Genomic DNA, 21,629 nt, shown 5'->3' on the forward strand with positions numbered 1-21,629 from the left:
ACACGGGCTACAGATCAAACTCAACGCCAGCACTTAACTGAGCGGTATCCGCTTTGAGCTGCGTATAGTCAACGGTGAAAACAAGAGAGTTGGTCATCTTTAGCGTAACGCCACCGCCATAGGACTCACCTGAAAACGAGAAGCGCTCTTTAGCGGAGTCCTGCGGGCTAAGTTCATCAAAGCTGTAATCGACCTGAACATAACCATACTTCATATTGATATCAACCCAGCTCCCCATCGGCCTTATGAACATTAAATAGGCACCTGATGTAGTGTATTTGATATCGTGGGGATAGGGTTTGCTATCGGCACCCTTTTTAACCATGCCACGGAAAGGTTGTGCGTCGGAATACTCAAACTGAAAGGCCCATAACGAGCTTACCCGATAACCTAGCGTGTAAATTAAGGGCCTTGCTCTTTCGGCTTCCATACCGTCCATTAATAACGCACCGCCAAAAACCCCAAGATAACCGTGAGCTGTGGCGGCAAAAACTCCCTTTGGCACGAGCATCAGTGCAACAGCAAAAAGGACAACCCTTAACAAATCAGACCCCTTTAAAGAATAATCCTTTTTAATTAGCAATAATTATCGCATAGATTAATTTAAGCGTCTGTGATGCTGTGTAACAAGTCGTTCCCCAGCCTGGCTATTTTCAGCCAAGCAGCTGTCTATCATTTAAGCCAAGCAACAGGTGACCATCCTCAACCAAGTAACAAGCTATCATCGCTGAGTTCTTCACCCTTTGTTTTAGAAAATAGTGCCAGCAGATCAGGAACATCAAGCCCTTCCCGATCCTGGCCCTGCACATCAAAGGCAATATTGCCTTCATGCAGCATAAGGGTACGATCACCAACATCTAATGCCTGGCGCATAGAGTGCGTCACCATCAGCGCCGTCAGGTTCTGCTCTTCGATAATATTCTTCGTCAGCTCCAGCACAAAAGCAGCCGTTTTCGGATCAAGTGCTGCGGTGTGCTCATCTAATAAGAGAATCTTCATCGGCTGCAGGGTTGCCATTAACAGACTAACAGCCTGTCGCTGACCACCGGAAAGCAGTCCCATGCGATCACCCAACCGACTTTCCAGCCCAAGCCCCAGGCGAGCCAGGCGTTCCTTAAATATCTCCTGATACTCATGGCGAATGGAGCGACTTAAGCCGCGTCCATGGCCCCGTTTTAGCGCCAGCGCCATATTCTCTTCAATCGTCAGTGCTTCACAGGTGCCCGCCAAAGGATCCTGAAACACCCGAGCCACTAAGCCTGCTCGCTTGTTGGTTGGCCAGCGGGAAACATCCTGATCATCAATCAGAATTCTGCCATGGTCCGCTAAGACCTCTCCTGCAAGGGCATTCAGAAAGGTAGACTTACCCGCACCGTTACTGCCAATCACAGTGACAAACTGTCCTTCTGGAATCGTTAGATTCAGCCCCCGCAGAGCCCTGTTTTCCAACGGTGTACCGGCACCGAATGTCACCTCAAGCTGATCAACCTGAATCATGCCCGACCTCCTTTACGCTTAAGCAGTTTCATACGAGGGATAACAATGGCCAACGTAACCAGCACCGCAGTAATCAGGTTCAAATCCTGAGCTTTCAGACCGATCCAGTCCGCATTCAGGGCCACTGCAATAGCAAGGCGGTAAAGAATCGCGCCAACCAGACAGGCAAAAATCCAGCGGGCAATAGTACGGGTGGATAAAATCGCTTCGCCGCCAATAACCGCCGCCAAACCAATCACGATCGTACCAACTCCCATGGTGACATCCGCTGTACCCTGACTCTGGGCGAACAGAGCGCCAGCCAGGCCCACCATGCCATTGGCAAGGGCAACGCCCAGAATCGTCAGACGCCCGGTATGAACACCATTTGCCCGGGCCATTTTGTCGTTAACCCCCGTTGCCCTCATCGCTAAGCCCAGCTCCGAAGTCATAAAGCGAACAAACAGCAGATAAACCACCAGTACAAAACCACTGAGAATAATGGGATTGATCAGATAAAAAGGGATATCCCAATTCTCAAATGGCGTAAAAACCGTTTCGTCCCCCAGCAGGGCAACGTTAGGCTTCCCCATAATCCGGAGGTTAATGGAATACAGCGCGATCATTGTCAGAATAGAGGCCAGCAAATTCAGAATCTGCAGACGCACGTTCAGCCAGGCAGTCACCACACCGGCCATACACCCCGCAACCATTGCCATCGCCGTTGCTAACCAGGGGTTCCACCCGGTTACAATCAGGGTTGCAGCAACCGCAGCACCCAGTGGGAAACTGCCATCAACAGTAAGGTCCGGAAAATCCAGCACACGAAAGGCGATAAAGACGCCAAAAGCCACCAAACCAAATAAAAGGCCGGACTCCACAGCGCCGAAAAAGGCAATTGAACTCACGATGATTCCGTTTAGAGATTAGGGCTCAAAAGAGCGGTTTATATAGCGCAGCAGACAGCGCTCTTTAAATGAAACAAGCTTTTTAACGAGAAAAAGCGGCCGTTGGCCGCTTCGCTTATTTTATATCTTCAGCCTTTATTGAATCACTTTTTTGGCTTCGGCGATCAATGCCTTCGGCAGGGTCACACCCATACGTTCAGCTGCTGCAGGGTTAATCACCAGATCCATTGTATGCACTCCCTCTACAGGAATGTTCTTAGGTGATTCTCCCTTCAGGATACGTGAAACAATAACACCGGTTTGGCGGCCGACCTGATAGTAATCAAAGCCCACCGCAGCAACCGCACCACGGCTTACGGAATCAGTATCACCGGTAATCACCGGGATATCAGCACGCTCCGCCACTTTCAGAACCGCTTCCAATGCAGAAATCACCGTGTTATCAATGGGCAGATAGATCACATCAACCTTACCCACCAGGGACCGGGCTGAAGCCAGCACATCCGATGATTTAGTCGCTGCAGCCTCAATAACACTCATTCCCTGGGCTGGTGCAGCCTGGTGTACCATTTCAACAGAGCTTACCGAGTTTGCTTCACCGGGATTAAAGATAACGCCCACTTTTTCAGCACCCGGAACGACTCTTTTAACCAGCTCCATATGCTTATCCATCGGCAACATATCTGTGGTGCCGGTTACCCAGCGAGTAGGTTGATCCAACGCTTTTACCAGCTTGGCACCCACAGGATCAGTAACCGCGGAGAACACCACAGGGATACCACGGGCTGCGGATACCGCCGTCTGCGCAGAAGGCGTTGTAATCGCCACAATCACATCGGGCCCGTCACCGGCAAATTTTTTCGCCACCTGAGCCGCCGTTGCCGGACTACCCTGAGCACTTTCATAGTTCCAGTTCAGGTTTTTACCTACGACATAACCACGTTCCGCCAGTTCATCTTTTACCCCCTGACGAATCGCATCCAGAGACGGATGCTCAACGATCTGAGTAATAGCAACAGAAGCATCGGCTTGCACCAGTGCACTTGTCAGGCCGGATGCCAGTATCAAGGAACCCGCAATAAGCTTACGAAGTTTGGATTTAAACATGGTCGTCTCCAGATTGTGCAGCTGACTTTGAGCTGTCTGAAAGATTAAGGCAGTCTCACATGACTCGTTACACCAAGCCTGCAAGCTATTTTTTTATAATAAACTCTTTGGCTTTACCGGAGGTTTCTGGCAGATCACTCGGCAAAACGGCAAAATATGGGGCATAACTATACCTTAATATCCCCTATGACCGAAAACGATGCCGGACAAAAATTCGGCAGCCTGACAAATTGCTGAGAAAATAGATGAACACCTCAACACCCTCCGTAAAGGAAGCCCTGTATCTGGTGCTCCACCAGATCCCTGAAGGGCGCTTTACAACCTATGGTCGGCTGGCAAACCTGCTTCCGGTATCAGCATCCGCACGTCAGGTTGCCCGCTTGCTCAGCCAGCTGCCTGAAGGAACACAGTTACCCTGGCACAGAGTTGTTAATAGCCAATTTAAAGTTTCAGAATTTGCTAAGAATAATGAACAGAGTCAACGCTTGATAGCTGAAGGCATACTCCCCTCAGCCCGCGGCAAACTGCCTGCCCACAAGGTCTGGCCAGACAACCCCTGAACGGCATTCAGGAAACAGATCAGGGTAAAGGGTGAAACTTTTTGCCAGCACACAAGTAAAAGTGAGCCAGATTCATTGATAAATGAGGAAATCTTGAACAGAAATTACAAAGGGTTGTGTTACCATGTTGCCCCTGTTGTTGGGATAAGTAACAAAACTCCCTGTTACCCCTGCGAAACGCAACAACAATCCTGTGCAGGCTCCTGCTGCACTATAAGTTGACCCGCAACAGAAGTTCGCTACAGCTTATTTCAGACCGGCGATCTGCCGTGACCGTTAGAGGGTTCCAGCACCATGGCTACTACGTCTCTTGACAAGAGCAAAATCAAAATTCTTCTTCTGGAAGGTGTACACCAATCTGCCGTTGATAACTTCAAGGCAGCAGGCTACACCAATATTGAGTATCACGCAGCTTCACTTCCGGAAGAGCAGCTTAAAGAGTCGATCAAAGACGCCCACTTTGTCGGCATACGTTCCCGCACTCAATTAACCGAACAGGTTTTTGATGCGGCAGAAAAACTGGTTGCGGTAGGCTGCTTCTGCATCGGCACCAACCAGGTTGATCTTAAAGCAGCGATGATTCGTGGCATTGCGGTATTCAACGCACCTTACTCCAACACTCGATCCGTTGCAGAACTTGTTCTTGCCGAGTCCATCATGCTATTGCGTGGTGTGCCGGAGAAAAGCGCGGTTTGTCACCGGGGCGGCTGGCTGAAGTCCGCGAAAAACTCTTTTGAGATTCGCGGAAAAACGCTTGGTATTGTCGGCTACGGCAGCATTGGCTCCCAGCTGTCAGTTCTGGCGGAATCCCTGGGTATGAAGGTGATCTACTTTGACGTGATCACCAAACTGCCACTGGGTAACGCAGAACAGGTTGGCAGCATGAAAGAGCTGCTGAACACAGCAGATATCGTATCCCTGCATGTTCCTGAAACCGAAGCAACCAAATGGATGATGGGCCCAGAACAGTTTGCTGAAATGAAGCAAGGCTCCATCTTCCTGAACGCAGCCCGTGGCACCGTTGTTGATATTGACGCCCTGGCGGACGTGGTGCGCAGCGGAAAACTGCTGGGTGCCGCTATTGACGTCTTCCCGGTTGAACCCCGCTCCAATGATGAAGAGTTTATTTCTCCACTGCGTGAGTTCGATAACGTCATTCTGACCCCCCATGTAGGCGGCTCTACCATGGAAGCGCAGGAAAACATCGGTGTCGAAGTTTCAGAAAAACTGATCAAGTACAGCGATAACGGTACCACCACCAGCGCGGTTAACTTCCCGGAAGTTGCTCTGCCATCGCACCCTGGCAAACACCGTTTACTGCATCTGCATGAGAATGTGCCCGGTGTTCTGTCTGAGATCAACAAGGTACTGTCTGATAACGGCATCAACATCTCTGGCCAGTTCCTGCAGACCAACGAAAAAGTGGGTTATGTGGTTGTTGACGTTGAAAAAGAATACAGCCCTCAGGCTCTGGACGCACTTCGTACAGTAAGCAATACCATTCGTGCACGGGTACTGTTCTGATAAAGAACAACCCAGTGCCTGTGGATGAGTCATCTGCCACTGAAGGCCCGGCAGGATCACCAAACAGGTGAGCCTGCCGGGCTTTTTCAGGTCTCTGTTTTATATTCTGCAGTCTATTTTTTTGCTAATCTGATTTTTCTGAAGCGTTACAAAACTCTGAGTTGTAAAAAGCGTTTGCAGAACCGGAAAACATCACCTGGCCGATATTGTTATCAAAGGATCTGGAATAATGAACAAAACATCTTGGTTAAAACTATCTGCGCTTTCACTGGCTTTCGGCCTTGCGGCCTGTAGCAGCACACCTGAGAAAGCAGCCTCATCAGCATATCCTGACCGGATTGATCAGCCCGTTGTTGCTGACGGCATTGCAGAAAGTGCCTGCGTAAGCTCAAGCGGTAATATGACACTGGATAAAAAACGCGCTACAGCCAACGCCCGTGCCATGATTGCTCAGTCCATAGAAACCCGAATTAAAGCGATGGATAAAACCTATCAGCGTGTTACCGAGAGCGAGCAGGAGATGACATCAGGCTCAACCTTTGAAAGTGTCTCCAAACAGGTCACAGAGCAAAGCCTGAACGGCACAAAAGTTGTTGAAAGCGGCTATTTCAGAATTAATGAGAAAAATCAGTACTGCGTTATGGTTGGCTTTGGCCAACAGGAAACCAAAGCAGTATTCGACAACGCCATGAAAGCAGCCAAAACCGAGATGAGCCCAACATCTGAGCGAGCGATGTACGAAGAGTTCCGCGCCTATAAAGCTCAGCAGGAACTGGAAGAGTCCCTACGCTAGAAAGACCATCACCCCGGTCCTGAATCTGTTCAGGATGCCAGCAGAACGGGCGTCAGTGACTGACAGCCCGTTGTGCTTTTTTCTGCCAGCAACCCAGCTTATCAACACACCACTTTCAGGTTCATCATGACAACCCACTGCTCCGACCCTTGCCCCCTATGCTCCGGTTACAACATTCAGCACTACAGTCAGGATAAAAACCGGAACTACTGGCAGTGTCAGACCTGCGATCTTGTCTTTGTGGATAAGTCTCAGCAATTAAACCATAACGATGAAAAAGCGGTGTACCAGCAACACGAGAACAGCCCTGAAGACGCAGGTTATCGCAAATTTCTCAGCCGTATGTCCCAACCCATGCTTGAGCGTATTTTACCGGATAGCTATGGCCTGGATTTTGGTTGCGGCCCCGGCCCGACCCTTTCACTGATGTTTGAAGAAGCCGGTCACAGAATGGCAATTTATGACCCCTATTTTGCCAATAACCCGGAAGCGCTAAAGCAACCTTATGACTTTATCACCAGTACCGAAGTGTTTGAGCACCTGTCCTCACCGGGAACCGTTCTGGAACAGTTACTACAGATCCTGAAACCCGGCGGCTGGCTGGGGTTAATGACCAAACGGGTTATCGATCAGGATGCCTTCAACAGCTGGCACTATAAAAATGACCCGACCCATATCACCTTTTTTAGTGAACAAACATTCCACTGGATCGCGCAACATTACCTTCTGGAACTGACACTGGTTGACCGGGATGTAGTGCTGTTGCAGAAGCCTGCTTAGCACCTGATAAAACACTCATCTGCAGTCCATATCCGAATGATTAGCGGACGGGAACGGCTATAACCTTTTACCGTCAATTTTTGCTGTCATCAAAACGACACTCCACCGTCAGCCTTCTGTCATTTTATCTGCTTAATGTGGCCACAAAGTATCTTTAAAGGATAGACCTGTGGTTAATAGCGAACATACAGCCGGAATTGAGACTTCAACTGATGCTGAGAAAGCGGTCAACATCGAGCGTATTGTCAGCGAGAAGTTTCCTGCCCTTGCGCGCAGGAACCCTCTGATCAAGAACGGTCTGTTTCGTTTTCTGCGCTGGCTTTCCAGAGAGCATGAGATCAACCGTTTTATGCAACAGCATCAGGATGCCAGCGCCCCCGCGTTTGTCGACCATGTGCTCGATTATTTCGACTTCAGTCTGTCTATTAATGAGAACGAGCGGGAAAACATCCCCACTGAAGGCCGTGTGGTTATCGTGGCGAATCATCCCATTGGCACTCTGGATGGACTCGCTTTACTGAAGTTGGTGCGTAGTGTGCGCCCGGATGTTCGCATTGTTGCCAATGATATTCTGATGCAGTTCGCTCCGCTGCAACCACTTCTTCTGCCTGTGGATAACATGAGTCAAACGGGCTACAAAGAAAGTACCGTGCGCATCGTCAACGCCCTGAAAAACGATGAAGCCGTTATTATCTTCCCCGCCGGAGAGGTTTCACGGGCAGGCCCGGCAGGTATTAAGGATGGTCGCTGGCAGAGCGGATTTCTGCATTTTGCCCGCAAAACCAACAGCCCCATTTTGCCCATTCATCTGGGTGGCCGGAATTCATCTCTCTTCTATAGTCTGTCATCACTGGCTAAACCTATCGGTACGTTGATGCTGATGCGTGAGATGTTTAAGCAACATAAGGTGACTCTGCCGGTACGCATTGGCCAGCTGATTCCCTTGTCTCAGATGGATATCAATGCCTTATCCAATCGTGACAAAATTAAACTGCTGAAAAAGCATGTCTACCGACTGGCAAAAAACCGCAAACCTTTTTTTCAGACAGAGAAAAGTATTGCGCACCCGGAAGATCGCCGGATTCTGCGGCGGGAATTGAAGCAATCTCAGTTACTCGGTGAAACCAAAGATGGCAAGCAGATCTATCTGTTTGATAGTTTCCGGGATTCCGTTGTGATGAAAGAGCTGGGGCGGCTGAGGGAGATCTCATTCCGTAAGGTAGGTGAGGGCAGTGGCGAAAAGCGGGATCTGGATAAATACGATCATTACTATCGACACCTTATTCTCTGGGATGAAGACGAGCTGGAAATTGTCGGCGCTTACCGAATCGCCGAAGCCAACCGCATTATCGAGAACGAAGGGATAGAGGCTCTCTATTGCAGTACCCTGTTTTCGTTATCAACCGAGCTGACACCAAAACTGAAACAGGGTATTGAGCTGGGCCGGAGCTTTGTTCAACCCAAATACTGGGGCAAGCGTAGCCTGGATTATCTCTGGTTTGGTATTGGAGCCTACCTGCGCCACCACCCGGAAGTAGGGTATATGTTTGGGCCGGTGAGCCTGAGTAATAGCTACCCACAGGCGGCTAAGGACCTGATTGTGTATTACTACAACCATTACTATGGCGCAGAGCACAATCTGGCCCATGCTAACGCGCCCTACTTGCTAAATGCTGCAGAGAAAAAGCATATATCTGCGCTATTCACCGGTAATAATGCACAGGAAGACTTCCAGGTGCTTAGGGAACAGCTTGACCATCTGGGCGTTACCGTACCGACGCTTTATAAGCAGTATACGGAACTATGCGAACCCGGTGGTATCGAGTTTCTCGATTTCAGTGTGGATGCAGACTTTGGTTACTGCATTGACGGGCTGATTATGGTCAATATTGAGCAGGTCAAAGAGCGCAAGCGTGAGCGTTATATCAACACAGGACTGAATAAAAAAATAGTCCCAGAGGCCGCGGACCATTAATGCGGCTCAACCAAAGAGAGTCCGGGACTTCCAACTCAGCCCCAGTGCTGTGAACGCATTGAATCATTTATTTTTTCTTCGCACATGCACAAATTATCCGCCATAATACCCTCGAAGAAAACAGTGTTATCCACATACCGTTAATCTCACTTACAGTTCAGACAAGGTTCTGCATAATCAGCCGTAAAATGGAGTAAGAAAATGTCGTTATCCCTGGAAGGTAAAAAAGGAATTGTTGTTGGTGTCGCCAATGAGAACAGTATCGCATTCGGCTGCGCTAAAGCACTGCATGAGGCCGGCGCCGAAATCGCTATGACCTACCAGAATGAGAAAGCCCGGCCCTATGTTGAGCCTCTGGCAAAAGCCGTCAACGCCAAAATTTTTGTCCCCTGCAATGTGGTTCGGGAAAACGAGCTGGAGCAGCTCTTTAAAGCGGCGGAGGAAGCCTGGGGTAAGATCGATTTTGTGATCCACTCTATCGCTTGGTCACCCATTGATGAGCTACACGGGCGAGTGGTGGACTCCACGCCTGAAGGCTTCAGTAAAGCGATGGATATCTCCTGCCATTCATTTATCCGTATGGCGAAACTGGCTGAGCCTCTGATGAAAGAAGGCGGCTCCATGATCACCATGAGCTATTATGGCGCTGAGAAAGTGGTTGATCACTACAATATGATGGGGCCGATCAAAGCTGCACTGGAAAGCTCAGTACGCTATCTGGCAGCAGAGCTTGGCGAGCATAACATCCGTGTGAATTGCGTCTCGCCTGGCCCTATGATGACCCGTGCGGCCTCCGGTATCGATCAGTTTGATAAGCTGGTTGAGAGTGCCGAAACCCAGTCACCACTGCAACGGTTAGGTACAACCGAAGAGGTTGGTAATATGGCGGCGTTCCTGATTAGCCCACTCTCATCTGCGATTACCGGTGGCGTGCATTATGTCGATGCGGGTCATCACATTATGGCGTAACAGTAAACGGTACCGGGAATTAAAAAAGCCGCTGCAACATCATGCTGCAGCGGCATCTATTGACGATTGAGTCATATAGTTAGTGGATATTAATACTCATAAACCCGGCTACCGCCTTCTTTCTGGGCCCTCAGTAAAGCACGCTCTGCCTCGCTGTAAAGCAACTCATAACTTTTCCCTCCACCCAGCATACTACTTAAGCCCAAACTGACATTCAGTACATCCCCCAGCTCTGCTTTAAGCTCCTGATGAAGCAACATCGCCAGTCTCATGCCCTCGGCTGAATCGGTATAACTGAACCAGTAAGCAAAGCCTTTATCTGCAAGATAGCAGGCATAAAGATCATCCGGTAATACATGACGCAGAACACCAACAGCAAGCGCAACCTGATCAGGCTCCAGCACGCCAGCCTTGGACTCAAGGCCAATAACCGCAAAGATATGAGGTGTATTATCATTTAGTGTTGGCAGGCTTTCGCGTACTTTCAATTCAAAAGCCTGTTGACTGAGCAGACCTGTTACAGGGTCCTGCTCCGCCATCTCCTTCAGGGACTCATGGGCCAGCTCCAAAGCTTCTGCCTGAATGCAGATCTGGTTCACCATTTCGTACACACTATCCAATGTCAACGCGTCAGTATTATCCGGAGAGCGAATAACCGTTTTTGGCTGCATTCTCTTTACCGCTGCCATAAAGCGCCGACCATCCCGGTTAACCTGAACCGCCATCTCCTCCAGAGAGGCTGCCAGGTCATTATATGATCTGGAAATATCGGCAACCTCCCTACCTCCGTCAAGGGATAAGCGCCGTCTGAGATCACCACGACCTTCCGACAACTCCCGCATAGAGTAAACCAGTTTCCGAATCTGAAGATTCACACTGTGAACAAAATACATCATGATCACGCCAATAGAGATGGTCACCAATACCAGATTGATCAGGCTGGAGCTCTGAATATCCCGAACCTCATTCTTAAGAGCCACCAGATTCAAACCACTTCCCAACGTCCAGCCCCAGGGTTCAAAATAATCGGCATAACTGGTTTTAGGCAGGAGAACACTTTTGTCATCTGAGTCAGGCCATTGATAATCAACAAAACCTCCCCCATTTGCTGCCACGTCATAGAGATTGCGAACCAGAGGTAAACCAGTAGGGTCCTGCATTCCCAGAATATTAGTACCCACCAGCTCTTTCATGCCGTTACTGATGGCAGTGCCTGACTCATCACCCATAAAGATATAGTTATCGCCATCATAACGAATCGCTGAGATCGCCTCTAAAGCCAGTGCCTTAGCCTCTTCTTCAGTCAGTTCACCGGCCATCTGTCGGTTGTGGTAATACTGTAAAATACTTCTGGCGATATCCACCACGCCTTCAACGTTCCCTTCATAACAGCTCTGGATCGCATGACGGCTATTGGTTGTCTCCAGATAGGAATTCACCAGCATTCCGCTGGCAAACAAACCTAAAATCAGCCAGACGCGAGTTGAAATGGATGTACGCTTCATGTAGCAGAATCTCCGTTGCCGTCTTAGCTCTTACTGCGCGATAGATATCTTTTATAAGTAATTTTCTCCAAGACTAATCTATCTGTTGCGTTATTCAAACCGCACCTCGTTTTCTCACTAATAAGATGTCCTGTTTTTAGGCCTTATAAAAGAGAATATAGCAAAAGCTTTGCGGCAACCGATATGGAACTCTAAAATAGCGCCATTGTGCACACCAAGGAAATCCAATGGCTAAAAAGAACTACCCTGAAAGCTTCTGGCATCCAAGATACTGGCCAACCTGGACAGGGTTCTTTTTTATCTGGTTGGCGGCTTTTATGCCCTGGCCTGTCAAAAGAGGGCTAGGACGCCTGTTAGGGTATTTACTTTGGTTTCTTGCGAAGCGCCGTAGGCATATCACCGAAGTCAATATTGCTCTCTGCTTCCCCGAGCTTACCCCTTCAGAGCAGAAGCAGCGGGTAAAAGATATTTTTATCGCTAACGGGATAGGTCTTCTGGAAACCGCTACCGCATGGTTCAGAGACCCTGAGTACCTGCGTCCCAGTACACGGTTAAAGGGCGGCGAACACCTGCAGAATGCTCTGGCCCAGGGTAAAGGTGCTATCATTATTGGCATCCATTTCAGCACACTGGACTTAGCCGGTGCCATCAACAAACTTGGCTTTGATATTGATGCCTTTTATCGGAAGCACAGCAACCCGGTTTTTGAATGGATTATGACCCGATCCCGTAAACGCATTTACGGAGCAGCCATTGACCGGCACGACCTGAAAGGTGCCCTGAAGCGAATTAAAAGCGGCCGCGCCATCTGGTATTCGCCGGATCAGGATTTTGGCCGCAAGGTCAGCGTCTTTGCACCCTTCTTTGGTATTGAAGCCGCCTCTATCAAGATGACCGCCCGGCTGGCAAAAATGACCGGCTGCGCCGTTGTACCTCTTGCGGTTCGCCGCCTGAAAGACAATAGCTACGAACTGGAGTACTTTCCGGCTCTGGATAACTTCCCATCCGGTGACGATATTGCTGACGCCACCCGCATCAACCGTATTATCGAAGGAATTATCCGCCAGCACCCGGAGCAATATATGTGGATGCACCGTCGCTTTAAAACACGACCGGAAGGTGAAAAAAGCTTTTATTAGACGATCTTCGTTATCTCTCTCCCGCTGATGTATCATTAGTCTATTCGGGCCTTTTCAGGCCCACATTTGCTACTTATCAAGATTACTACCAGGAGCATTTTGCTGCTATGGCACAGTTTGTTTACACCATGAACCGCGTGGGAAAAGTTGTCCCACCGAAACGAGAGATCCTGAAAGATATCTCTCTTTCTTTCTTCCCCGGTGCGAAAATCGGTGTACTGGGTCTTAACGGTGCAGGTAAATCTACCCTGCTGCGCATTATGGCCGGCGTGGATACCGAGTATAACGGTGAAGCCCGCGCTCAACCCGGTATCAATGTGGGTTATCTGCCACAGGAACCTGAGCTGGATAACAGCAAAAATGTCCGTGAAGTGGTTGAAGAGGCCCTGTCTGAGATCAAAGACGCTCAGGTGCAGTTGGATGCCGTTTATGCGGCTTACGCTGAACCAGATGCTGATTTTGACAAACTGGCAGCAGAGCAGGCCCGTCTCGAGAACATTATTGAAGCCTCAGACGCCCACAACCTTGAGCGTAAACTGGAAGTAGCCGCCGAAGCTCTGCGCCTGCCAGACTGGGAAGCCAATGTTGCCAACCTGTCCGGTGGTGAACGCCGTCGTGTTGCGCTCTGCCGCCTTCTGCTTTCCAGCCCGGATATGCTGCTGCTGGACGAACCCACCAACCACCTGGATGCGGAATCTGTAGCCTGGCTGGAGCGCTTCCTGCACGAATACTCAGGTACTGTCGTAGCCATTACCCACGACCGTTACTTCCTCGACAATGTTGCCGGTTGGATTCTGGAACTGGATCGCGGCCATGGTATTCCATGGGAAGGCAACTACTCCAGTTGGCTGGAACAGAAAGAAGCCCGACTAGAGCAGGAAGCCAAACAGGAAGTATCCCGTCAGAAGTCGATGAAATCGGAACTGGAGTGGGTACGATCCAATGCCAAAGGCCGTCACGCCAAAAGCAAAGCCCGTCTGGCACGCTTTGAAGAGATGCAGTCTCAGGAATTCCAGAGCCGCAATGAAACCAACGAGATCTATATTCCACCCGGACCTCGCCTGGGTGACAAAGTGGTTAACTTTGAAGGCGTTACCAAAGCTTTCGGCGATAAACTGCTGATTGATGATCTGAGTTTCAGCGTACCTCAAGGTGCCATTGTCGGTATCGTTGGTGGTAACGGTGCCGGTAAATCGACACTGTTTAAAATGATCGCAGGAGAAGAGCAGCCGGACTCAGGTACCGTTGTGATCGGTGAAACCGTCAAACTGGCCTTTGTAAACCAGAGCCGTGAAAACCTCGATGGTAGCAAAACCGTTTGGGAAGCACTATCTGACGGCCAGGACATCCTGACTATCGGTGGTTATCAGGTTCCCTCCCGTGCCTACGCAGGCCGCTTTAACTTCAAAGGCAATGACCAGCAGAAGTTTGTAAAAGACCTGTCAGGTGGTGAACGTGGACGTCTTCACTTGGCACAAACCCTGAAGCAGGGTGCCAACGTACTCCTACTCGATGAACCGTCAAATGATCTGGATATCGAAACCCTGCGCGCACTGGAAGAAGCCCTGCTCAACTTCCCGGGCTGCGCCTTTGTGATCTCCCACGACCGCTGGTTCCTTGACCGTATCGCCACCCACATTCTGGCCTACGAAGGAGAATCCAAAGTCGAGTTCTTCACCGGTAACTACACCGAGTACGAAGCGGACTATCACAAGCGAGTGGGTACTGACGTACCTAAGCGTGTGAAATATAAGCGTATCGACGCTTAACGGTGTATTAACGCCTAACACTGAAAGCCGCCTGAATTCGGCGGCTTTCTTATTTCTGGCCTTAATGGAGATAAAGCCCTGTGACCACGTTAGATCAGTCCCGAGAAACACTGCCTGATGACACCCCTATCTATAAGTATATCGATAAAAAAACGTTCTTTGATTACTACCTGAATACAGACCAGCCAACACTTCTTTTTCGCAATATCCATGAGTGGTACGACAGCCATGAAGGCCGTATCAAAGGTATGCTTAAGGCTTTCGATAGTAAAACAGGCATCGCGCAAGAAACTCAAGATATTCAAAGTTATCTCGGCTCCTGCTGGGCACTTTGTACCGATGATGAAAGACTCTATGACAGTAATATTGAATTGGAATTGGCTAACAACGAACTGGTTAAATTCGGCTCCGATGCCATGTGGCAAACTTACTGCCCTGAAGGCGGTGTGCGCATTCAAACCACTATTGGAAAGTTACGGGGTATACTTGAAGGCTTTGAGTATCTACACGGTCGCATGAAATATGCCACGCAGAGAGTAGCTGTAGGGCGTAGTCGTACAGGTATTAAAGATGGCGCACTGTTTATTAAACGAATTCCGTTTCGTCACGAAAATGAATATCGGTTTATTATCACATTACCTAAGCAGACACAGAGCTTATCTTTACAGTTTGAGCTTATGGATCTTGTTGATGAATTTCTGGTATCGCCAAAGAAAAAACAGGGATGCGATTCGGAGCAGATAAAAAAAGCTATAACAAAGCAAACAAGCTATCAGCTCGCGGATTTTCATTTCACGGTAGGAGAAAGAGAAACCAAACCAAGAATAAGAATATCAGAGCTCTATGACAAGGTTCTTCCAGCAACAGCTAAAAAGTGATTTTAATACCCCTAATAGCGATTATAAGTGCTTACTTTACCTTGATAATCCATCGCATAAACCGCGCCTCCTCTTTGCGCGCACCGTAAAAATCCATACCGGAGCCTCTGGATGGCATCAGCAGGGTTTTAATACCTTGTACCGGTACATGCTTTACTAGCCGGATGAGATGAGAACTTTCTCCCACAGCCTACCACTGATAGGGTGTGTGCATTTATTCATCCTGTAAACTGGCACTTTGAGCTCCTCTCCCACCTGCCGCAGTTTATCCAAATGATCCTCCGACATTTTCAAGCCACCTATCAGGGAATTGATACGCAGACCTTCGGGCATATCTATTTTTTGAGCTTTTTTGGTGAAATGAATCAAACGAAATTCCTATTCATAAGCCCAATCAATTGTCTTTGTTGCCAGCAGTTTTTTGATTGCCTGATGGGGCGCGAACAACACTTCAGAAAGGCAAACCTCCGGTAATAAGCTGTTATAAGCCACATTGTACATAGAAAATTCATGCCCATTCGTGGCTGCAAAGTCTATTTTTCTTAGGTCATATTCAATACAAAAGCCACTATGCCCCGATGCATAGTGAGCCCAGCTTAATGGGATCTCATAACTACTTGAGAAACACTGCACACCAAAAGTTTTTAAATGACTTTTAATACAATTGATAACCCCATTTTCCGTTGCAAATCCACCATTAAGCCAGAGATCAAGCTTATCAAGCATATTATCATTGAATAGCCAGTGAGCTTTTTCAGACTGGTAATTTTTAAACAGCGCCAGCAACGCAGCTTTCAGTTTTTCCTTTTCAAAACTACTGCGATAGGACAGATCTCGGATACTTAACTGAATATCAAATGGATCATTAAACTTTCCGGGGTCTGATATATACAGTTTGCCATCGTACAATGATTCAATACGCTCTGATTTAGCAGGCTCAAACCTATAGATAGGTATACCGGTTATCTGACCTTTCATGGAGATATATTCCCGCCAATTATCTTCTACGAACCCAGAAACTCCTCCTGCCGGTTCGTAAGATGGATAGAGGGCTTTAAACTGGCTCAACACATGATTCAAGGCACTCGTATCAAATATGTCGGTATGCTTTAAAAGATAGAGCAATGCAATCGTCGGCGATCGAGACTTGCCTTGATTACAATGAACTAAAACTTTCTTTTCGATAATGTTTTCTGCAACTGCCTTCACAGCTTCAAACATAATTTCATTAGGAATGAACTCAGGCTTTGGTGCATCAACCAAATTAAGAATCAAACGATTCTCTCGCTTAGCAATAAGATATTCAGGATGATTTTTTGGAGCGCCTCTTCCGGCATAACCTAATGCCTTACGATGGTAAGGTTCTTTGCAGGCATGAACTATAAACCAGCCCTCTTTATGCAAAACTTCTTGAGCATCATTATCATCGCCTACAAATAAATTGGGATATAACTCTATCATTCCTCCTCCTTGACAACTATCCAGACAGCTTACAAACAAAACCCCGGACACCTTCCAATGGCCGGGGCTATTATTCAATTGCCAACGCGATCAATCACGATGCATTACTCACCATAAACCATGCTTGGTAACCAGGTAGCCAGCTCCGGCCAGATGGTCAGCGCCAGCAGCATAGAGACCTGAATCAGAATAAATGGAATCACGCCTTTGTAGATGGCAGAGGTTGGAACCGAAGGTGGTGCCACACCCCTGAGATAGAAAAGGGCGAAACCAAACGGCGGCGTCAGGAAGGAGGTCTGCAGGTTGATCGCCATCATGATACCCAGCCAGACAGGGTCTAAGCCCATCATCATCAGAACTGGTGCGACAATCGGAACAACAACAAAGGTGATTTCGATAAAGTCCAGGATGAAACCCAGCAGGAACATCACCAGCATCACAATGATCATGGCACCAACAACACCACCAGGCATCTGTTCAAACCAGTGATGGATCAACTCTTCACCGCCAAAGCCACGGAACACCAGCGAGAAGACAGAGGCACCAATCAGAATCAGAAATACCATCGAGGTAACATTGGTCGTAGAACGAACCACTTCCCCCAGCATCTTCAGATTCAGCTGTTTCTGCATCGCTGCCAGAATTGCAGCGCCAAAGGCACCGACACCAGCCGCTTCCGTAGGGGTAGCAGCCCCGGTCAGAATAGAACCCAGTACCGCAACAATCAGCACAATCGGTGGTACAAGACCTTTCAGTAGAATAACGGCCAGAGGCTCCTGTACCTGGCGATCTGCCTGAATCTGTTCACGGCTGACAGCAGGTGCCGCCTCCGGCTTCAGCCAGGCGATGATGATCATATAGATAATATAGGCCCCGACCAACATCAGCCCCGGAATCATAGCCCCCACGAAAAGATCACCAACCGAGACGGTTTTCGGGCTGAAAACCCCCATATTCAACTGGGCTTGCTGATAAGCACTGGACAGTACATCACCCAGCAGAACCAGAGCGATAGAAGGTGGAATAATCTGTCCCAGTGTACCTGTGGCGCAGATAGCCCCAGTCGCCAGAGAGGGAGAGTACCCCCGCTTCAGCATCGTCGGAAGCGAGATCAGACCCATGGTCACAACCGTTGCACCCACGATACCGGTACTGGCTGCCAACAGCATACCCACGACCACGACCGAGATACCCAGACCGCCACGTACAGACCCGAAAAGTAGTGCCATCGCGTCCAGAAGCGTTTCAGCCACTTTGGACTTCTCAAGCAGCACACCCATCAGAACAAAAAGCGGGACTGCAATCAGGGTTTGGTTTGTCATAATGCCGTACAGACGGTTTGGAAACGCCTGCAGGAATGCCATATCAAAAACGCCGAAGACCATACCGCCACCGGCAAACACTAATGCGGTACCAGCCAGCGATAAAGCCACCGGATAACCAAACATTAACACCACGCAAACAGCAGCAAACAGAAACAGAGGCAGGAACTCAACCACTAGACTTTCTCCTCATTCACGTGATGCTCAATCTGCGGGCCCTTGCCCAACAGCACCAGAAGATTCCGCAGTGCTTCAGCCAAAGCCTGCAATAACATCAATCCAACCATAGCCAGAATCAGTGTTTTTAACAGGTAAACACCATGGATACCGCCTGCTTCCGGAGATCCTTCCATTACGTGCCAGGAATTCATCACATACTGCCAGCTGATCCAGCCCATGAAGGTCATCACGGGAATCAACAGGAAAACAGAGCCAAAAAAATCCACCAGAGCTTTACGCTCAAAAGTCATTTCCCGATAAAAAATATCAACACGCACATGGCCATCATTTTTCAGGGTATAGCCCGCTGCCAACATAAATACAGCAGCATGCAGGTACATTACAGACTCCTGCATGGCAATAGACCCGGAATTAAACAGATAGCGCAGTACAACAACTGCAAACATAACGATCATCATGGCAAGGGTTAGCCAGGAGATAGATCGTCCGACAAGCTCAGTCACAGCGTCAATTTTGTTGACCACCTGACCCAGAGCTCCAGAACCATTCGTCATGGTCGACCTCTTTTTTTTTAATGAGTTGTTAGCTTATTTTTATTACAACACCCGATCCTGCAGCCATCCAAGGAAACAAGAGTGGTGCTGTTTACTGCAGACTAAAGGCTTAGTCTGCACAGTAGCGTTTTAATCATACTCTGTACGCTTTGCCTGCGAAAAGTTTTCATTTGCTACTTTTAGAATAAAAGCGCCACTTTTCAGGCATAAAAAAACCGGCCCAAGGGGCCGGTATCATAATAAACCACTAAACCGATTAGCTTTCGCGTTCTTTCTCAATCAGGAATTCTGTGATTTTTAGCATATTCGTCCAACTGCCTGCTGTACTGGTATCGATACGATATTTTCCATTCACCACCAATGCAGGAACTCCCAAAGCCTGATAACCACGGATACGGGCTCCGGCCTGGTTAACTTTTGACTTTACACCAAAGGACTTAAGTGCCTTTTCAGCCTGATCCTCAGTGACACCATACTCAGCAAAAAACTCGGCAAGATCGTCAGTGCTTGTCAGACGCTGGTTCTGACGATGAATGCGGTTAAAGAAGTCACTGTGAAGCTTCTCACCAATTCCCAAAGCCTCAGCGGCATAAAATGCATTGGCATGGGTTTTCCAGACCTTACTGAATGTTGCAGGTACGCGCTCAAAGCGTACATCGTCAGGTAAGGTTTTAATCCAGGGTTCAATGTAAGGCTCAAATTCAAAGCAGTGTGGACAGCCATACCAGAACAGTTCTGCAACTTCGATTTTACCTGGCTCAGAGACCGCTACCGGAGTTCCCAGCTTGATATAGTGAACACCTTCTTTGAAGGTTTCTGCCTGTGCTGTCGCAGAAACAGCCACCATCAGCAGCAAGGCGCTTATATGTTGGATCAGTTTTTTAACCATTGATTTCAATCCTTTCAGATACAAAGGCGACCGCACACCCGTATGTTTAACAGTCGGTTGTTTTGATACCTATTTTTTGCACAACATCACAATCGACAGGTAACTTACTATACGCCTGAACTCACTTAAAGTTCCCTTCAGGCAAGAGATAAGAGACTGCTGATATAAATAGCGGGTACAAAAAAAGGGCCATAAGGCCCTTTTTTAACAATGCGACGGTTTAGTTCACACCGAACACATAGTTAGATACCGCTTCGATATCTTTATCGCTCATTTTTGCAGCGATAGCGCGCATCATATTGTTCGGATCATTGGCACGCTCACCATCGCGGAACTTCTTCAGTGCCGCAGCAGTGTACGCAGGGTTCTGACCACTCAGCACAGGGTATTTAGCCTGTTCATTACCCATACCATTTGGGGAGTGACATGCCGTACATGCCGGAATGCCTTTCGCCATATCACCTGCGCGATACAGTTCCTGACCACGCTCCAGCAGAGCCGGATCAGCCTGTCCCAGATTCTTAGGCAGTGCTGCAAAGTAGGCCGCAACATTTTGCGCATCCTGATCGCTGAAGCCAGTAACAATACCTGTCATTTCAGGTACTTTACGAACGCCATCACGAATCTCCATAATCTGTTTTGTCAGATAGCTTTCATGCTGACCGGCCAGACTCGGATAGTTAGGAATCATTGCGATGCCATTAGCACTGTGACAAGCAGCACAAATAGCGGCTTTTGCTTCTCCTGCTTTTGCATCGCCAGCGGCGTGTGCAAAGCTTACCAGGCCAAGAGTAACTGCCAGACTTACCAGTAATTTCTTCATTGCTAACCCAATCTTGCTAATTTTAAGTTGATTACTGTTATTTTCCTGAGGCTTACCAGAGCCTGTTTCTTTGAACAGCTCGCGTCTCTGGCAGACCGAAACCTTGGAAGGCTCCTGCCGGAAAGCCCTGGCAGTGCCAGATCAATTCTCCGCCCTGTATGTTTCAACGTACAGGACGTTTATATTCGTGCCAAATCAACCTGAATGGTACACTACCATCTAAAAAGTGGTGGCATTATATACTAATCCGTAGGGAAACGTGAACGCCCCATATAACCTGTCTTTTGCCCCATTAGTTGAATACGCCATGACTGAACTTTTTAGCCAAGCTCCAAACAACGAACAGAATCAAAACACCACAGATCCCCATGCTCCCAGACTGAATTACCAGACTGCGAACTTTATGATCAGTGCCCCAACGCTGGCCCAATGCCCTCCGGACTTTGGTTCGGAAGTTGCTTTTGCCGGTCGTTCCAATGCGGGTAAATCCAGTTCCATCAACACGCTCACGCAGAATTCACGTCTTGCCAGAACCTCTAAAACACCGGGGCGCACGCAGCTTATCAATTTTTTTGGCCTGCACAACGGCACAGATCAAAAACTGGTGGATCTTCCAGGTTATGGTTATGCAAAAGTGCCGGAAAAGGTCAAACTGGAGTGGCAACGCCATCTTTCTGAGTATTTGCTGAACCGTCAGGCGTTACGCGGCATCGTACTGGTGATGGATATCCGTCATCCTCTGACGGAGTTTGATCAGATGATGCTGGAGTGGGCTGATAAAGTGGACAAGCCGGTGCATATTCTGCTGACTAAGTCCGACAAGCTGAAAAAGGGCGCAGCCAAGAAGGCGCTGCTGGAAGTAAAACAGGCGCTGCACGAATGGGAAGACCTGGTCAGTGTTCAGCAGTTCTCAGCCCTGAAAAGGGAAGGTATACCGGAACTGCGCAAGAAGCTGGATGAATGGCTGCAACTGGAACAGCCTGAGGCTTGAGAAGGCCGGTTACGGGTTCGGCCACC

General features: G+C 48.6%; 20 protein-coding genes. 10 read left to right on the plus strand and 10 right to left on the minus strand.

Going from position 1 to position 21,629, the window contains the following annotated elements; genetic code table 11:
• Positions 1-7: 7 nt before the first annotated feature.
• The 4 genes from BTA35_RS09780 to BTA35_RS09795 form a co-directional block, all read right to left on the minus strand.
• Positions 8-544 (minus strand): hypothetical protein, encoded by a 537-nt coding sequence (locus BTA35_RS09780; protein ID WP_078319619.1) that lies wholly within the window; start codon positions 542-544, stop codon positions 8-10.
• Between the two features lie 158 nt (positions 545-702).
• Positions 703-1,497: an ABC transporter ATP-binding protein gene (locus BTA35_RS09785; protein WP_078319620.1), complete on the minus strand. Its 795-nt coding sequence runs from the start codon at positions 1,495-1,497 to the stop codon at positions 703-705.
• Entirely contained in the window at positions 1,494-2,384 is an 891-nt protein-coding gene (locus tag BTA35_RS09790) for an ABC transporter permease (protein WP_202931230.1), read from the minus strand. The genes BTA35_RS09785 and BTA35_RS09790 overlap by 4 nt, the downstream gene beginning before the upstream one ends.
• Before the next feature lie 135 nt (positions 2,385-2,519).
• Positions 2,520-3,491, minus strand: a complete 972-nt coding sequence (locus tag BTA35_RS09795) for an ABC transporter substrate-binding protein (protein ID WP_078319622.1) — start codon at positions 3,489-3,491, stop codon at positions 2,520-2,522.
• 245 nt (positions 3,492-3,736) lie between these two features.
• Between BTA35_RS09795 and BTA35_RS09800 the strand changes: the two genes are divergently transcribed.
• From BTA35_RS09800 to fabI, 6 genes are all read left to right on the plus strand, one after another.
• Positions 3,737-4,051, plus strand: coding sequence for an MGMT family protein (locus tag BTA35_RS09800; protein ID WP_078319623.1), 315 nt, complete (start codon positions 3,737-3,739; stop codon positions 4,049-4,051).
• A 294-nt stretch (positions 4,052-4,345) separates the two neighbouring features.
• On the plus strand, positions 4,346-5,575 hold the full coding sequence (gene serA, locus BTA35_RS09805) for a phosphoglycerate dehydrogenase (protein ID WP_078319624.1): 1,230 nt from the start codon (positions 4,346-4,348) through the stop codon (positions 5,573-5,575).
• Between the two features lie 229 nt (positions 5,576-5,804).
• Positions 5,805-6,368 carry an LPP20 family lipoprotein gene (locus tag BTA35_RS09810; protein ID WP_078319625.1) on the plus strand — a complete coding sequence of 188 codons (564 nt, stop codon included), beginning with the start codon at positions 5,805-5,807 and terminating at the stop codon, positions 6,366-6,368.
• Between the two features lie 126 nt (positions 6,369-6,494).
• On the plus strand, positions 6,495-7,148 hold the full coding sequence (locus BTA35_RS09815; protein ID WP_078319626.1) for a class I SAM-dependent methyltransferase: 654 nt from the start codon (positions 6,495-6,497) through the stop codon (positions 7,146-7,148).
• Positions 7,149-7,317: 169 nt separating this feature from the next.
• On the plus strand, positions 7,318-9,123 hold the full coding sequence (gene olsF / locus BTA35_RS09820; RefSeq protein WP_238377552.1) for a bifunctional ornithine lipid synthase OlsF: 1,806 nt from the start codon (positions 7,318-7,320) through the stop codon (positions 9,121-9,123).
• A 201-nt stretch (positions 9,124-9,324) separates the two neighbouring features.
• Positions 9,325-10,092 carry an enoyl-ACP reductase FabI gene (fabI, locus tag BTA35_RS09825; protein WP_078319627.1) on the plus strand — a complete coding sequence of 256 codons (768 nt, stop codon included), beginning with the start codon at positions 9,325-9,327 and terminating at the stop codon, positions 10,090-10,092.
• Positions 10,093-10,181: 89 nt separating this feature from the next.
• On the opposite strand, the gene BTA35_RS09830 is transcribed toward fabI, so the two are convergent.
• Entirely contained in the window at positions 10,182-11,597 is a 1,416-nt protein-coding gene (locus tag BTA35_RS09830) for a cache domain-containing protein (protein WP_078319628.1), read from the minus strand.
• Positions 11,598-11,824: 227 nt separating this feature from the next.
• On the opposite strand from BTA35_RS09830, the gene lpxL reads away from it, so the two are divergent.
• The 3 genes from lpxL to BTA35_RS09845 all read left to right on the plus strand — a co-directional run bounded on the left by lpxL (position 11,825) and on the right by BTA35_RS09845 (position 15,383).
• Positions 11,825-12,736, plus strand: coding sequence for an LpxL/LpxP family Kdo(2)-lipid IV(A) lauroyl/palmitoleoyl acyltransferase (lpxL, locus tag BTA35_RS09835; protein WP_078319629.1), 912 nt, complete (start codon positions 11,825-11,827; stop codon positions 12,734-12,736).
• Positions 12,737-12,843: 107 nt separating this feature from the next.
• Complete coding sequence (gene ettA / locus BTA35_RS09840) at positions 12,844-14,505, plus strand: energy-dependent translational throttle protein EttA (protein ID WP_078319630.1); 1,662 nt, start codon at positions 12,844-12,846, stop codon at positions 14,503-14,505.
• Positions 14,506-14,585: 80 nt separating this feature from the next.
• Complete coding sequence (locus BTA35_RS09845) at positions 14,586-15,383, plus strand: hypothetical protein (RefSeq protein ID WP_078319631.1); 798 nt, start codon at positions 14,586-14,588, stop codon at positions 15,381-15,383.
• Between the two features lie 378 nt (positions 15,384-15,761).
• On the opposite strand, the gene BTA35_RS09855 is transcribed toward BTA35_RS09845, so the two are convergent.
• The 5 genes from BTA35_RS09855 to BTA35_RS09875 form a co-directional block, all read right to left on the minus strand.
• Positions 15,762-16,844, minus strand: a complete 1,083-nt coding sequence (locus tag BTA35_RS09855; protein ID WP_078319633.1) for a DUF2971 domain-containing protein — start codon at positions 16,842-16,844, stop codon at positions 15,762-15,764.
• 104 nt (positions 16,845-16,948) lie between these two features.
• On the minus strand, positions 16,949-18,343 hold the full coding sequence (locus BTA35_RS09860) for a TRAP transporter large permease (protein WP_078319634.1): 1,395 nt from the start codon (positions 18,341-18,343) through the stop codon (positions 16,949-16,951).
• On the minus strand, positions 18,343-18,900 hold the full coding sequence (locus BTA35_RS09865) for a TRAP transporter small permease subunit (RefSeq protein WP_078319635.1): 558 nt from the start codon (positions 18,898-18,900) through the stop codon (positions 18,343-18,345). The genes BTA35_RS09860 and BTA35_RS09865 overlap by 1 nt, the downstream gene beginning before the upstream one ends.
• A 256-nt stretch (positions 18,901-19,156) precedes the next feature.
• Positions 19,157-19,789 (minus strand): thiol:disulfide interchange protein DsbA/DsbL, encoded by a 633-nt coding sequence (locus BTA35_RS09870; protein WP_078319636.1) that lies wholly within the window; start codon positions 19,787-19,789, stop codon positions 19,157-19,159.
• Positions 19,790-20,009: 220 nt separating this feature from the next.
• On the minus strand, positions 20,010-20,612 hold the full coding sequence (locus BTA35_RS09875) for a c-type cytochrome (protein WP_078319637.1): 603 nt from the start codon (positions 20,610-20,612) through the stop codon (positions 20,010-20,012).
• A 403-nt stretch (positions 20,613-21,015) separates the two neighbouring features.
• On the opposite strand from BTA35_RS09875, the gene yihA reads away from it, so the two are divergent.
• Positions 21,016-21,603 carry a ribosome biogenesis GTP-binding protein YihA/YsxC gene (gene yihA / locus BTA35_RS09880; protein WP_238377564.1) on the plus strand — a complete coding sequence of 196 codons (588 nt, stop codon included), beginning with the start codon at positions 21,016-21,018 and terminating at the stop codon, positions 21,601-21,603.
• The last annotated feature ends 26 nt before the right edge of the window (positions 21,604-21,629 follow it).

The sequence above is a fragment of the Oceanospirillum linum genome (genome assembly GCF_001995095.2).
In the GTDB taxonomy this organism is placed as follows: domain Bacteria; phylum Pseudomonadota; class Gammaproteobacteria; order Pseudomonadales; family Halomonadaceae; genus Oceanospirillum; species Oceanospirillum linum.

Coding starts and splice junctions, on each gene's coding strand:
- BTA35_RS09800 (WP_078319623.1), top strand. CDS start 3,737: ATGAACACCTCAACACCCTCCGTAAAGGAAGCCCTGTATCTGGTGCTC.
- BTA35_RS09815 (WP_078319626.1), top strand. CDS start 6,495: ATGACAACCCACTGCTCCGACCCTTGCCCCCTATGCTCCGGTTACAAC.
- lpxL (WP_078319629.1), top strand. CDS start 11,825: ATGGCTAAAAAGAACTACCCTGAAAGCTTCTGGCATCCAAGATACTGG.
- BTA35_RS09795 (WP_078319622.1), bottom strand. CDS start 3,491: ATGTTTAAATCCAAACTTCGTAAGCTTATTGCGGGTTCCTTGATACTG.
- BTA35_RS09855 (WP_078319633.1), bottom strand. CDS start 16,844: ATGATAGAGTTATATCCCAATTTATTTGTAGGCGATGATAATGATGCT.
- BTA35_RS09810 (WP_078319625.1), top strand. CDS start 5,805: ATGAACAAAACATCTTGGTTAAAACTATCTGCGCTTTCACTGGCTTTC.
- BTA35_RS09865 (WP_078319635.1), bottom strand. CDS start 18,900: ATGACGAATGGTTCTGGAGCTCTGGGTCAGGTGGTCAACAAAATTGAC.
- serA (WP_078319624.1), top strand. CDS start 4,346: ATGGCTACTACGTCTCTTGACAAGAGCAAAATCAAAATTCTTCTTCTG.
- fabI (WP_078319627.1), top strand. CDS start 9,325: ATGTCGTTATCCCTGGAAGGTAAAAAAGGAATTGTTGTTGGTGTCGCC.
- BTA35_RS09830 (WP_078319628.1), bottom strand. CDS start 11,597: ATGAAGCGTACATCCATTTCAACTCGCGTCTGGCTGATTTTAGGTTTG.
- ettA (WP_078319630.1), top strand. CDS start 12,844: ATGGCACAGTTTGTTTACACCATGAACCGCGTGGGAAAAGTTGTCCCA.
- BTA35_RS09870 (WP_078319636.1), bottom strand. CDS start 19,789: ATGGTTAAAAAACTGATCCAACATATAAGCGCCTTGCTGCTGATGGTG.
- yihA (WP_238377564.1), top strand. CDS start 21,016: ATGATCAGTGCCCCAACGCTGGCCCAATGCCCTCCGGACTTTGGTTCG.
- BTA35_RS09785 (WP_078319620.1), bottom strand. CDS start 1,497: ATGATTCAGGTTGATCAGCTTGAGGTGACATTCGGTGCCGGTACACCG.
- BTA35_RS09875 (WP_078319637.1), bottom strand. CDS start 20,612: ATGAAGAAATTACTGGTAAGTCTGGCAGTTACTCTTGGCCTGGTAAGC.